This window comes from Providencia sp. M-27 (assembly GCF_011077905.1).
In the GTDB taxonomy this organism is placed as follows: domain Bacteria; phylum Pseudomonadota; class Gammaproteobacteria; order Enterobacterales; family Enterobacteriaceae; genus Providencia; species Providencia huaxiensis.
This window is the reverse complement of sequence record NZ_JAALBT010000018.1, coordinates 1-14,227: the sequence shown is the minus strand read 5'-3', so window position 1 is coordinate 14,227 and position 14,227 is coordinate 1. Positions and strand designations below refer to the sequence as shown.

The window sequence follows — 14,227 nt, the reverse complement described above, 5'->3', positions numbered from 1 at the left end:
AAAATAAAACAAAAAATAAATTAAAATCAAAAAGTTAATTTAAATCTTTATCATTCCTCCTATCCCATCTAACCGTTATCTCAATATTCTTGATCGCCTCATCCCCCCATAAAAGCTTTTCGATATTGTTCTATTGCCTCACGCTAAAAATGCGTTCTAACGAAATCAGAGTAAATTGTGATACTGCGCACCTTTGTCATGATCAATGATCTAACATGCTTGCATAAATCTAGAATCTGATAGAAGTTATATAAAGAACTTTGATATATCACGAGCGAGTACTTCTTCCGTATGGTTACCCCACTGAGTATGTTAATTCCGTCTAAGTTAAGCCGTCCTGTCCGCCATCAAAATACGGTGGTGCGCGAGCGACTTTTAACTTTATTAGGGTCAACAACACATTACCGCCTTATTTTAGTCACTAGCCCTGCGGGGTACGGAAAAACGACGTTACTTTCCCATTGGGCAACCGAGAAACAACATATCGGTTGGTACACACTCGATGATGGAGACAACCAATCGGAACGTTTTGCCCATTATTTAATTGCGGCAATCCAACAAGCCACCCAAGGTTGTTGCCCAAATAGCGAATCAATGGCACAAAAACGCCAATACGCTAATTTAAACTCATTGTTTTCATTGCTTTTTATCGAATTAACACAATGGCAGCACCCCATTTGGCTAATCATTGATGACTATCATCTGATCAATAACCCAGCCATTCATGATGCTATGCGTTTTTTTTTGAAACACCAACCTGATAACCTGACACTTGTTATCTCCTCCCGCAATGTCCCTCAGTTAGGTGTTGCTAATTTACGAGTGCAAGAGCAGCTTCTTGAAATCGACAGTCAGCATTTAGCCTTCACCCATCCAGAAGCCAAACAATTTTTTGATAATCGCCTTGAAATCCCACTGGAAACAAGCGAATGCCAACGGTTATGTGATGATGTTGCGGGTTGGGTTACGGCATTGCAGTTAATCGCCCTATCAGCTAAGCAAGACTCCCATGCAGCAAAACACTCCGCACGTCGATTATCAGGGATTAATTCCAGTCACCTAAATGAATATTTAGTGGATGAGGTTCTCGACAATGTAAATGGGGAAATGCGCCGTTTACTTCTGACCAGTTCATTATTGCGCTCAATGAATGATGCATTAATTGCGCGTATTTCTGGTACGGAAAATGGCCAAATGCAATTGGAAGATATCGAACGCCAAGGGCTATTTTTACAACGAATGGATAGCTACGGTGATTGGTTTAATTACCATCCCTTATTTAGTAGTTTCTTGAGGCAGCGTTGCCAATGGGAACTCGCCAGCGAACTTCCTCAACTGCATCACGCTGCCGCAGAAGGCTGGATGGCACTGGGTTTCCCGAGCGAAGCTATCCACCACGCTCTCGCCGCTGAAAATCCATTAATGTTACGGGACATCCTACTACAGCATGCATGGGAGCTATTCCATCAAAGTGAATTATCATTACTCGAAAGCTCATTACAGGCTATACCGTGGGAAATGCTATTGGATAATCCTAAGCTTATTTTATTACAAGCTTGGTTAATGCAAAGCCAGCATCGCTATGGTGAAGTGAATACTTTATTGGATAGCGCCGAGCGAGAAATGACCAAAGAACTCGACCATGCGCTACGGGGTGAATTTGACGCGCTACGCGCCCAAGTTGCTATCAATAAGGGTAACCCAAATGAAGCAGAGAAACTGGCACACTCCGCGCTCAATTTGCTTCCTGAAACCAACTATTATGGGCATATCATTGCAACATCTGTACTCGGTGAAGTTCATCATTGCACGGGGAATTTACAGCGTTCCCTTAGCATGATGCAAGAAATCGAAGCCATGGCCCATCGCCATTCAACTTGGCACTATGTTCTATGGAGCATGCTGCAACAAAGTGAGATTTTATTCGCGCGTGGGTTTCTGCAATCAGCCTATGATATTCAAGAAAAAGCGTCTGAGTTAATTCATGAACAACATCTAGAACAATTGCCTATGCATGAATTTCTCTTACGTATTCGCTCACAATTAATGTGGGCTTGGGGAAGACTCGAAGAATCGGAAAGTGCAGCACGTTTAGGCATGAAAGTACTGTCAAATTACCAACCTCAACAACAGCTGCAATGTGTTGTTTTAGTTGTACTCAATGCGCTCGTTCGTGGTGATATTGATAACGCTCGCAGTCATTTGCATTTAATCGAAAATTTACTCAGCAATGGGATCTATCATGATGACTGGGTCTCAAATGCTGATGAAGCGAGAGTCATTTATTGGCAGTTAATCAATGATAAAACTGCCGCTGAAAGCTGGTTACAACAAACATTAAAACCCGCTTTGGCAAGTAATCATTTTTTACAACGTCAATGGCGTAATATTGCCCGTGCCCAAATTCTACTTGGTGAATATGACTCCGCGTTTGAAATCCTTGAAGAGTTGAATCTTAATGCGCGCAATTTGGAGCTAGTGAGTGATTTAAATCGCAATTTACTGCTGCTTAATCAACTTTATTGGCAGAAAAATGACAAAAATGCCGCCCAATCGACACTGATTGAAGCCCTTAATCTTGCGGGTCGTACTGGTTTTCTGAGCTATTTTGTCATTGAAGGTGAATCGATGGCGCAGCAATTGCGCTTGTTGCTACAGCTTAATGTCCTTTCTGAACTAGAAAGACACAGAGCACAGCATATTTTACGTGAAATCAATCAACATCATCGCCACAAGTTTGCTCACTTTGATGAAAACTTTGTAAATCGCTTATTAACCCATCCTCAAGTTCCTGAGTTAATAAGAATTAGCCCGCTAACTCAACGCGAATGGCAAGTCCTTGGGTTGATTTACTCAGGTTATAGCAATGTGCAAATAGCCAATGAATTTAACGTGGCTTCGACCACAATAAAAACACATATTCGCAATCTGTATCAAAAACTGGGCGTGCTTCATCGCCAAGAAGCAGTGGCACTCGCTCGCCAATTACTGCAAACCATGGGCTATAATGCGGTTTAAATCGAGTAGAAGACAGGAACACTCCTGTCATCCTCTCACACCACTAATAAAAGAGGCCGCACTAGGCAACCTTGAAAAAATTAGAATGAATAACTCGATAAGCACTTTAACTAAACAATTTAGCTTGCCATGTCAGCATTTTTATTGGATTTATTAAGACTGAGAGGAATGGTGTTGTGACTGATATAGTTCAGGCTAAGTACACTATCATCAGATACTCAGTTCGTGATAACCGCACATTACACCACTATCAAACGTACCCTTGCATTTTTAATCTAAACATATAGTTTTTGTTGATTGTGGCACCTTGATACACAGAATATAAAATTCTAATTAAAAAGATCACCGATGCTAGCCTAGTGTCACCAGTACTTTCTGCAATACCGTTCGCACCAAGCGACAACGTTATAAATATAAGACCAACAACTAACCACAGAGCAAAAGACCCCCACATTTTTCTATACAGATACACCCAAAAACCAAAGAAAAATGCCGTCCATGAGAATCCGTTTTTGACTATAACGGTGTTCGTACCTTTCGTAAACGTTATATATTTAAGGTTAGCATTTATTGAATTATCCATAATTCTTTCATCACATAAGTTAAATTTTACTTGCAATGTACAATAAAAAATAAGCTTATAGCGAGCTTCAGTTCGATTACAACGTATTCACTCTGATCAATCTAGAATCGAATAGGAGACTGGAACACCCCCGTACATACGAAGTTGGTTCATGTTAATGCAGGAACGGCCAGCACAGCAAACAGACAGCACCACGCTCGACGCATCATTAAAAAAGTGCGCATTACGCGCACTTAGAGGACATAGAACAACAACGAGGTATTTAAATTTATGGCTTTTTCACATTTTCAATAAATGTCTTACGTGCCGATTTGGATCCTAAACGTTCAGCTTCATCAAGCAATTTCAATGCACTATCTATATCACCGTTATCAATCGATTTTTTAATAGCCTGATTAAAGTAATCTTCTGTACCGGATAAAATTTCGGCTTGTTTTACTGGCGGAGTAGCCACTGCAACCGATGTACTTGCAGTATCCCCCACAGTGACAGGGGCAACTTTAGGTGAACCAAATAGTGCACCAATCAACACGCTTGAATTCGAATTTGAAGCGACATTTAGCTTTAACTTACCTTGAGTTACGTGCTTAGCGATGGGGTCTGGAATATCAGGCACCGCATTTCCGACACCCTTCGCGTAAGCTTTTGCTGGGTCAATTTGAGTTGTCGTGTTCTTTAAATCATCCGGTGTGGTAAACACCAGTAAATAAAGCTGTTTTTGGCCTAATGCAGGAGTCAGTTTAATTGTGCCACTCAGGCTATCACCTTCCATGACACTGGCCTCTTGATAAGTAAAATATTGGCTAGGGAAATAAGCAAAAGGCGTCATATTTTGGTCAAAAACCAACACATTAGGCGAATACACTTGATGGCGGTTTATTTCGCTATTCAAGTTTATGGTTAACTCACCCATATTGGCAGGAACACTATAAGCAGCAACAGGGCCACTAATATTGGCGAAATTAAGGGATTGCCCTTGTTGAGCTAAATCAATAATTGATTTTTCAGCTGGATTAACTGGTATCCATGATAGTTGCTGTAATGCAGTTGTCGCTATATTGGGTGCTGCTGATAAATCTTGCGGCACGATATTCACTTCTGCGAAACTGATAGCAGGTACCCCCGCCAGCAACCCCATACTTAAACACAGCGCTAAAAGTTTCTTTTTCATTATATTTTTCACCTATCATCGCATTGATAATAAATGGGAAGATATCGCTACCTTCCCTTTGTAATTACCACCAAATTTCCATTTGAGCGCCATAAGTGAATTCGTCATTATCACCACGACTATTGGTTAACGTGCCTTTACCGCTATTATCTCGGAATGCATTATTGGTAATATCGCCGCTGCTATTTTTCGCATAGCCCCAGTTTTCATCCCATTTTGCATAACTTACATAGAAACGAATGGCGGGACGAGACCAAATACTATCTCCGGCTTGCCATTGCTGGGCTAACGTCATTTTATATTGGCTATTATGTGAGCCAACCTCTTGGGATTTCACGTTATCGTACCCAACTTCAAATAATGTGCTCATTATTGGTGTCCACTTGTACATAGGTCTGACACCGACCGTCCACCAATCCGTTCCTTTGCCATTATCCAAGTCGAGTTTTTGGTACATTCCGACATACATTAAGTCCCATTTATCACCGAGGGAAATACCTCCGTGATCAATAAACCGCCATAGCTTACCGTCATTGTTAATACTTGAGCCTTGCGCCACACCTTTCCCTTGAGATGTCATCGCATCCGTTGCGTACTGAACAACAAATTTATTGAAGCCATTGAGAACACTTTGAGTGTGTTCCGCAGTGAACATCCAACCATTTTTTGAGGCATCATTTTCTAAATGGTAACCATCAGAAGGGTTTGCACGCCCATAGTCGATTCCCAGTTCTAGAACACCACCTGGGTTGACTTCAAGGTTTGATAGACGGACATCATAGGTATCATTTGCAGTACGATCTGCATACTTACGTTGCTGATTACTAATGAAGTTGTAGGAACCACCCGTTTCAGAAGCGCGAGTCGCCGCTAACGCCAGTTTTCCGAAACCTAAATCAATATTATCAATCCCTGTGCCTGGACCTGAAATATCCCAATAGTAAAAGTCAATCATATGAATATCGTGACGTTTATAGAAACGCTTACCCGCCCAAATATCAGCTTCTGGTAAACTGTCGATCAGGTTATTCCCTTGCACAAAAACCTCACGAAAAGCGGGGCTAGTGCTTTCCCAGTCATTCTGCTGCGAAACGGAATAAGCGACATTCGTATCAAAATAAAAGCTCTTATCGCCTTCTTTCCATACCTCTTGCCCTAATTTTAACTCTGCGTAAGTTTCACATTCATTACCTAAACGGTATTTACTTTGTGCACCTGTGACTTGAAAACATTTTTGCTCTCCACCGCTTCCCGTCCAACCAATACCAGAACGCGCATAACCGTGGAAATCAACTGCGAATGCCTGTAGTGGAACTGTTGCTGCAAGAATAGCCATAGTTAACGAATGCTTACGCAAAGTTATCATTTTAATACTCCTAGAGTTGCTTTTATTATGTAGGGATAGTGTTAAACGCCCTGTTCTTTATGCAACCGACGACACGCAGTACCATCCTCTCGAAATAGGTGGCAGCGTTCAGGTGGCAGACCAATGGCGAATGAGGCCCCCTCCTCAACTAACACAATATCGTTTTGCCGATATACAAGGTTTTGGGAGATAGCAGGGATCTGAATATAGATTTGTGTTTCATTACCTAACTGCTCAACAACTTGCACAGTCCCCTCTAAAACAATGCTGGCAATGTTGCTCGGTAAAAGATGTTCAGGGCGAACCCCTAAAGACATCCGGCTACCGACTTGAACATTTGAGCTATCAACAGGTAGCCAAATCTTTTGGTTATTGGGTAATTCAACTTGAACTTGTTCTACTGCGGTGGCAGTTACCTTTACAGGTAAAAAATTCATTTTTGGCGATCCAATAAACCCTGCAACAAAACGGTCAGCAGGATAATGGTAAAGCTCCAGAGGCTTACCCACTTGCGCCACTCTTCCGGCATCCAGTACCACAATTTTATTGGCAAGAGTCATCGCTTCTACTTGGTCATGAGTCACATATATCATTGTGCGTTTCAACCGTTTATGCAGCTTGGATATTTCAATACGCATTTGCACTCGCAAAGCCGCATCAAGGTTAGATAACGGTTCATCCAATAAAAATACGTTTGGCTCCGCAACCAAGGTACGCCCAATGGCGACACGCTGACGTTGCCCGCCGGATAGCGCTTTAGGCCGTCGCTCAAGTAAATGAGCCAGTTGCAAAACCTCGGCGACTTGTGTGACTCGTTGGTTTCTTATCGCTTTACTAACACCGGATAATTTCAAACCAAACGACATGTTTTCGGCAACGCTCAGGTGCGGATAGAGTGCATAAGACTGAAAAACCATTCCAACACCGCGTTCTGCAGGTGGTATTTCATTCATTTTTGTTTCGCCGATGAATAAATCACCACTAGTGATATCTTCAAGGCCTGCGATCATCCGCAATAACGTCGATTTACCGCAGCCTGATGGCCCAACAAAAACAACAAACTCACCCTCTTGGATATCGAGATTGATATTTTTCAATACCACGACATCCCCCCACGCCTTAGTCACATTCTGTAACTGCACACTCGCCATACTTCTAATCCTCATGACATCTTACTGTTTGCAAACAAGTATATTTCAATGGCAGGGACTATAACGGATTGTTGAAAATGAATAATCATCCGTCCGTACTTTTTTATGGAGGGAGGAGAAAGAAGGATAAAATTGAACCGTCATGAGAAAATTACGTAAGCTATTGATGATTTTTGGGCGCTAGGCCATGATATTCCACCTGATTGTTGTGACCTTGATTGCAGAAATAGCAATTATGTTAATTAGATCACAATGCAACAGGTGGAGGCGTAGAGTGGGGGATGATGAGAATATCGTTTTGACAACGCAAACTTAAAACAGTACTGCTCTCTATCACAACTACAGGACGGGAACATGAAAACAAAAACTAGCACTCGCCTACTCGTGCTTTCAACATTAATTACAGCAATATTCTCTACCTCTGCATTAGCAAAAATGGAAGAGGGAAAACTCGTCATCTGGATCAATGGTGACAAAGGCTATAATGGTTTAGCTGAAGTTGGTAAGCAATTTGAAGAAAGTACCGGTATTAAAGTCAGTGTCGAGCACCCTGACAAGTTAGAAGAAAAATTCCCTATGGTGGCAGCAACAGGAGATGGTCCGGATATTATCTTCTGGGCCCATGACCGATTTGGCGGTTATGCACAATCGGGTTTATTAGCTGAAATCACCCCTGACCAAACATTTAAAGACAAAGTGTTTGATTTTGCATGGGATGCAACGGTATTTGACGGAAAACTCATTGCCTATCCTATTGCCGTTGAGTCTTTATCGCTCATCTACAATAAAGACTTAGTCCCTAACCCGCCTAAAACATGGGAAGAAATCCCAGCGCTGGATAAACAACTGCGTGAACAAGGCAAAAGTGCCATCATGTTCAACTTACAAGAACCTTACTTCACATGGCCACTCATTGCCGCTGATGGCGGATACGCATTTAAGTCCGTCAATGGCAAATACGATGTTAAAGATATCGGGGTTAATAATGCAGGGTCGGTTGCAGGGCTCTCATTTATCGTTGATATGGTAAAAAATAAACATATCAGCCCAGACACTGACTACTCCATTTCAGAAGCGGCCTTCAATAAAGGCAATACCGCGATGACCATCAATGGTCCTTGGTCTTGGGGAAATATCGATAAAAGCAATATCAATTATGGCGTCGCTGTTTTACCGACCTTCCACGGACAGCCGTCAAAACCTTTCGTCGGTGTTCTCAGTGCTGGGATCAACGCAGCCAGCCCAAATAAAGAGCTCGCCAAAGAGTTCCTCGAAAATTACCTAATAACAGATGAAGGGTTAGAAAGCGTTAATAAAGATAAGCCACTCGGTGCTGTCGCCTTAAAATCTTACCAAGAGAAACTGGAACAAGACTCACGTATTGCCGCTACCATGCAAAATGCGCGCAATGGTGAAATCATGCCTAACATCCCTCAAATGTCTGCTTTTTGGTATGCCGTTCGTACTGCAACCCTGAATGCGCTTTCTGAGCGCCAAACGGTCACTGATGCATTAAATGATGCGCAAAAACGTATCGTGAAATAATTTGCCTAACGACCCCGTTAAGGTTTAGCGGGGTCATCAAGCATTCCATTGTCGAGGAACAACTTCATGGATGTCGTAAAACGACCTCATTGGTGGCAGAACCATTTGGTCAAATGGTCTCTTGTTAGCCTACTTGGCTTATTATCCTGCTACCTTGTGGTTTTAATGTATGCACAAGGGGAATACCTGTTTGCCATTTTAACCCTAACATTGTGCTCCGTGGGGTTATATATTTATGCTAATCGTAAAACCTATGCATGGCGCTATGTATACCCAGGCTTGGCTGGAATGGCCTTATTTGTGCTTTTCCCATTAGTTGCCACAATCGCCATCGCGTTTACCAACTATAGCAGCACCAACCAACTCACCTTTGAGCGAGCACAAGAAGTCCTATTAGATAGGTCATTTCAAACAGGAAAAGCATTAAATTTCAATTTATATCAACGAGATAACCAATGGCAGCTCGTGCTTAAAGATGGTGAGCAATTATTCAGCTCCGCCCCTTTTTCGTTAGATGGTAAACAACAAATTTCGCTAGAAGAAACGCCAAAAGTGCCAGAAGGTGAACGCGCAACACTGCGAACGGTCACGCAAAACAGGCAAAAACTGGCTGATATCACTGCGGTGATGCCTAATGGTGCTAAATTAGTGATTAGCTCTCTACGCCAATTTTCCAGTACAAACCCGTTATACACCTTAGCGGCAGATGGCTTGCTAACAAATAATAAAACTGGGGTTGTTTATCGACCAAATAATGAAGTTGGTTATTATGAAGCAATTAATAATTTAGGTGAATGGACAGGCGAACGCCTTACTCCTGGCTATACGGTCACCGTTAATTGGGACAACTTCGCTCGCGTATTTACGGATGAAGGTATTCAAAAACCCTTTATTGCGATTTTCCTATGGACCATTGTTTTTTCCGTACTGACCGTCGTTTTAACTGTCGCGGTTGGCATGGTGTTAGCCTGCCTAATTCAATGGGAGCAACTTAAAGGGAAAGCAATCTACAGGCTGCTACTCATTTTACCTTATGCCGTTCCTGCGTTCATTTCCATCTTGATATTCAAAGGGTTATTTAATCAAAGTTTTGGTGAAATCAACATGGTATTGAGCACCTTGTTTGGTATAAAACCAGACTGGTTTAGTGACCCAAATACTGCAAGATTAATGATTATTATCGTCAATACATGGTTGGGCTACCCTTATATGATGATTTTATGCATGGGGTTACTTAAAGCCATACCAGAGGATTTATACGAAGCATCAGCAATGGATGGTGCGGGGCCTTTGCAAAATTTCTTTTACATTACGCTGCCCTTATTACTTAAACCACTAACCCCATTAATGATTGCCAGTTTTGCCTTTAACTTTAATAACTTTGTCCTCATTCAACTACTGACGAATGGTGGTCCAGATCGCATCGGAACAACAACCCCTGCGGGTTATACAGACTTACTGGTAAGCTACACTTATCGGATTGCTTTTGAAGGCGGTGGTGGGCAAGAATTTGGTTTAGCCGCAGCTATTGCCACGTTGATATTCTTAATTGTTGGTGTCTTAGCCATTATTAACCTTAAAGCAACCCGCATGAAATTTGATTAACGGAGAAGCCAAACTATGTCGATGGTACAAGCTAAATCACAGAAATGGCGCATTGCATTTACACATTTATTTTTACTGGTTTTTATCGCTGCCATTATGTTTCCACTTCTAATGGTGGTCGCGATTTCATTACGCCCCGGCAACTTTGCAACAGGGAGTTTAATTCCTGAACATATCTCTTGGGATCACTGGCGTCTGGCTCTTGGCTTTAGCATTGAACATGCTGATGGTAGAGTCACTCCACCGCCTTTTCCCGTTTTATTATGGCTGTGGAACTCCGTAAAGGTGGCAGGTGTTACCGCGATTGGTATCGTCACCCTATCAACCACCTGCGCTTATGCTTTCGCACGCATGAAATTTAAAGGTAAGTCTACAATATTAAAGGGAATGTTAATTTTCCAAATGTTCCCTGCCGTACTCTCTCTTGTGGCTTTATATGCCCTATTTGATCGCCTAGGGCAATACATCCCCATCATTGGTTTGAATACCCACGGTGGCGTTATCTTTGCTTATTTGGGCGGTATTGCTTTACACGTTTGGACGATTAAAGGCTATTTTGAAACTATCGATGGCTCACTGGAAGAAGCCGCCGCTTTAGATGGCGCAACACCGTGGCAAGCCTTTAGATTAGTCTTGCTCCCGTTATCCGTTCCCATTTTAGCCGTCGTGTTTATTTTATCGTTTATTGCTGCGATCACAGAGGTTCCCGTTGCTTCATTATTATTGCGTGATGTTGAAAGCTATACGCTCGCTGTCGGAATGCAACAATATCTCAACCCACAGAACTACTTATGGGGCGACTTCGCGGCTGCCGCGGTACTTTCCGCCATTCCAATCACTGTCGTCTTTTTACTCGCACAACGTTGGCTAGTTAATGGCTTAACCGCAGGTGGGGTTAAAGGATAACAGCACAAAAGCGTTGAAGGCATACAGCTTAAGTGGCCTTCAACATGATAAAAACTGCGATTTTGTTACGATAAGCAAACCGGAGATAGCTATTTTAATAGTGACTCTCCGGTCAATATTTGGCGCTCAGTGATAGCTAATCATTCAACTTAATATCGATGCAATCGCCACTCTTGGCGGAATTTCATCAATGACTCAGAATCACATTTATATAAATGTGATTAACTCAGCTCAGCTTAATTTTTCCGTATAGAAACAAGCATTCAATATAAATCGATTAGCCTATAAACAGTTCCCCGCTTATTTACCTTGCTTATCAATCACAACCTCACCATCTTCTTTGATAAAATCACTTTGTTGCCTATTTGGTAAAATATCTAATACCACTTCAGAAGGCCGGCACAACTTTACGCCTAGTGGAGTGACGACAATCGGCCGATTAATCAGAATCGGGTACTGCAACATAAAATCAATGAGTTGGTCATTTGTATAGTTATCTTGTTCTAAATTTAATTGCTCATATGGTTCAACATTTTTTCGCAGTAATGCCCTTACCGTGATTTTCATATCGGCAATAAGTTTTACTAACACATCCTTAGTCGGCGGCGTGTCAAGATAGTAAATAATCGTTGGCTCAACACCACTATTGCGGATCATTGCAAGGGTATTGCGCGAAGTACCGCAATTGGGGTTATGGTAGATGGTGATATCATTCATTGGGTTACCTTTAATTTAATAGTGAAAGTCGGAGCACTAGCGCAACAAGTGTGACTATGAGCACCGGGATCGTCATGATAATCCCTGTTTTGAAATAATATCCCCATGTAATGGTCATGTTCTTTTGTGATAAAACATGAAGCCACAACAATGTCGCCAAACTCCCTATTGGTGTGATTTTAGGCCCCAAATCGGCACCAATCACATTGGCATAAACCATTGCTTGTTGGATTAACCCCGTCGCGTCACTCCCTTCAATAGATAGCGCACCAATTAATACCGTTGGCATGTTATTCATTATTGAGGATAAAAATGCAGTGATAAATCCCGTACCAATTGTTGCTACCCATAACCCTTTATCCGCAAGGTAATTGAGCGTTTCAGAAAGATAATCGGTTAACCCTGCATTTCTTAAACCATAAACAACCAAATACATACCTAAAGAGAAAATGACGATTTGCCACGGTGCACCACGTAAGACTTTTTTGGTATTAATCGTTTGGCCTCTGGCTGCAATCACCCAAAGAATTAAGGCGCCAATAGCGGCAATCGCACTAACCGGAATCCCCAAAGGCTCTAAAACAAAAAAACCAACCAGTAATAACACCAGTACTAACCAACCCGCTTTAAAGGTAGTCATATCCTTAATGGCTAAAGTCGGTTCACTCAGTTTGGTTACATCATATTGTTTAGGAATATCTTTACGGAAAAACCAATGCAACATCACGAGTGTTGCAACAATTGCTGCAATATCTACTGGCACCATAATCGATGCATATTCAGTAAATCCAATATTAAAGAAATCCGCAGAAACAATATTAACGAGGTTCGAGACAATCAGCGGCAAGCTTGCTGTATCTGCGATAAACCCTGCCGCCATGACAAAGGCTAACGTCGTGCCTTTATTGAAACCAAGCGCAAGTAACATTGCAATCACAATGGGCGTTAATATCAATGCCGCACCATCGTTGGCAAATAAAGCAGCCACCGTTGCACCAAGTAACACAATATAGCTGAATAACAGTCTTCCTTTACCCCCGCCCCACTTGGCAACATGTAATGCCGCCCATTCAAAGAAACCACTTTCATCTAAAAGTAGGCTGATAATAATGACTGCAACAAATGTCGCTGTGGCATTCCACACAATATTCCAAACTATCGGAATATCTTGAAAGCTAATGACGCCAAAAATAAGGGCTAAAACGGCCCCTGCCGTAGCACTCCAGCCAATACCCAGTCCTTTGGGCTGCCAAATAACAAAGGTGATCGTTAAAATAAAAATGAATGCGGCAATAAACATAAAAACCTCATGAAAAGGTGCTTTTCCGCACCTTTTATTTTTAGAAAATAAAACTTATTCTGCGAGCTGACTTAATGCAGATATCCCCACAGGCTCTGTTTCAAGCAAAGGAACAATAGCAACACGTTTTGCCAATGTTGATGTCACCTTTTCAATCTGAGCGACTTCCTGTTCTGCTCTTGAAAGTAACAATGGTGATGTTGTTTCCGTGATAGATAGACTGTTATTGATCACCCACGCCCACGGATGTATATCTGCCCGTATTAAATCATTTTGTAAGTTCTCCGCCTCAAGCACAGGCGTAGTTTCAGCGAGTGTCGTAATAATAACTTTGGTGCGTTCAGGATCTTGTAATTGCATCATCGGTGTTAAATAGTGGCCTTTTTCGCCCATTTTTTTAGCAATTTCTTTATGGTATGCCCCTGTTGCATCTAGAAGTAATAATGTATGTCCAGTCGGCGCAGTATCCATGACGACAAAACGTTTACCCGCGTCTCTAATGATGCGAGAAAATGCCTGAAATACCGCTATTTCTTCTGTGCATGGAGAGCGTAAATCTTCCTCTAGTAATGCACGCCCCTCTTCATCTAAATCTTTCCCTTTGGTTTCTAAGACATAATTACGATAACGCTCAGTTTCAGCGATAGGGTCAATTCGGCTAACTTGAAGATTGGGTAAAACACCATTGAGGGTTGATTCAATATGCGCAGCTGGATCAGATGTGGTCAGATGTACATCAAGCCCTTTTTCTGCCAATTTAACTGCAATTGATGCCGCAATCGTTGTTTTCCCTACACCACCTTTGCCCATTAACATAATCAGCCCATGCTGTTGCTGAGATATTTCGCCAACCAGTTCTGACAAG

General features: G+C 42.0%; 11 protein-coding genes. 4 read left to right on the top strand and 7 right to left on the bottom strand.

Annotated features, from left to right (window positions below):
- The first annotated feature begins 309 nt into the window (after positions 1-309).
- On the top strand, positions 310-3,018 hold the full coding sequence (gene malT, locus G6Q48_RS18620) for an HTH-type transcriptional regulator MalT (RefSeq protein ID WP_094963191.1): 2,709 nt from the start codon (positions 310-312) through the stop codon (positions 3,016-3,018).
- A 250-nt stretch (positions 3,019-3,268) separates the two neighbouring features.
- Here malT and G6Q48_RS23215 read toward each other — a convergent pair whose 3' ends face one another.
- The 4 genes from G6Q48_RS23215 to malK form a co-directional block, all read right to left on the bottom strand.
- Positions 3,269-3,601, bottom strand: coding sequence for a DUF2628 domain-containing protein (locus tag G6Q48_RS23215; RefSeq protein WP_094963192.1), 333 nt, complete (start codon positions 3,599-3,601; stop codon positions 3,269-3,271).
- Positions 3,602-3,869: 268 nt separating this feature from the next.
- Positions 3,870-4,772 carry a maltose operon protein MalM gene (malM, locus tag G6Q48_RS18610; protein WP_094963193.1) on the bottom strand — a complete coding sequence of 301 codons (903 nt, stop codon included), beginning with the start codon at positions 4,770-4,772 and terminating at the stop codon, positions 3,870-3,872.
- A 64-nt stretch (positions 4,773-4,836) separates the two neighbouring features.
- Positions 4,837-6,138, bottom strand: a complete 1,302-nt coding sequence (locus G6Q48_RS18605; RefSeq protein ID WP_094963194.1) for a maltoporin — start codon at positions 6,136-6,138, stop codon at positions 4,837-4,839.
- Between the two features lie 41 nt (positions 6,139-6,179).
- A complete protein-coding gene (gene malK, locus G6Q48_RS18600) occupies positions 6,180-7,289 on the bottom strand; it encodes a maltose/maltodextrin ABC transporter ATP-binding protein MalK (RefSeq protein ID WP_094963195.1) in 1,110 nt (369 codons plus the stop codon).
- Positions 7,290-7,643: 354 nt separating this feature from the next.
- On the opposite strand from malK, the gene malE reads away from it, so the two are divergent.
- The 3 genes from malE (at position 7,644) to malG (ending at position 11,345) form a co-directional block, all read left to right on the top strand.
- Positions 7,644-8,834, top strand: a complete 1,191-nt coding sequence (gene malE, locus G6Q48_RS18595) for a maltose/maltodextrin ABC transporter substrate-binding protein MalE (protein ID WP_094963196.1) — start codon at positions 7,644-7,646, stop codon at positions 8,832-8,834.
- A gap of 66 nt (positions 8,835-8,900) precedes the next feature.
- The gene (malF, locus tag G6Q48_RS18590; RefSeq protein ID WP_094963197.1) at positions 8,901-10,439 is read left to right on the top strand and encodes a maltose ABC transporter permease MalF; all 1,539 of its coding nucleotides are present in this window, start codon (positions 8,901-8,903) and stop codon (positions 10,437-10,439) included.
- Positions 10,440-10,454: 15 nt separating this feature from the next.
- Positions 10,455-11,345 (top strand): maltose ABC transporter permease MalG, encoded by an 891-nt coding sequence (gene malG / locus G6Q48_RS18585; protein ID WP_094963198.1) that lies wholly within the window; start codon positions 10,455-10,457, stop codon positions 11,343-11,345.
- 300 nt (positions 11,346-11,645) lie between these two features.
- On the opposite strand, the gene arsC is transcribed toward malG, so the two are convergent.
- From arsC to G6Q48_RS18570, 3 genes are all read right to left on the bottom strand, one after another.
- Positions 11,646-12,062 (bottom strand): glutaredoxin-dependent arsenate reductase, encoded by a 417-nt coding sequence (gene arsC, locus G6Q48_RS18580; protein ID WP_094963199.1) that lies wholly within the window; start codon positions 12,060-12,062, stop codon positions 11,646-11,648.
- Positions 12,063-12,072: 10 nt separating this feature from the next.
- Entirely contained in the window at positions 12,073-13,362 is a 1,290-nt protein-coding gene (locus tag G6Q48_RS18575) for an arsenic transporter (RefSeq protein WP_166267946.1), read from the bottom strand.
- 54 nt (positions 13,363-13,416) lie between these two features.
- Positions 13,417-14,227: ArsA-related P-loop ATPase (locus G6Q48_RS18570; protein WP_242685838.1), on the bottom strand; the 811-nt coding region annotated here is incomplete at its 5' end.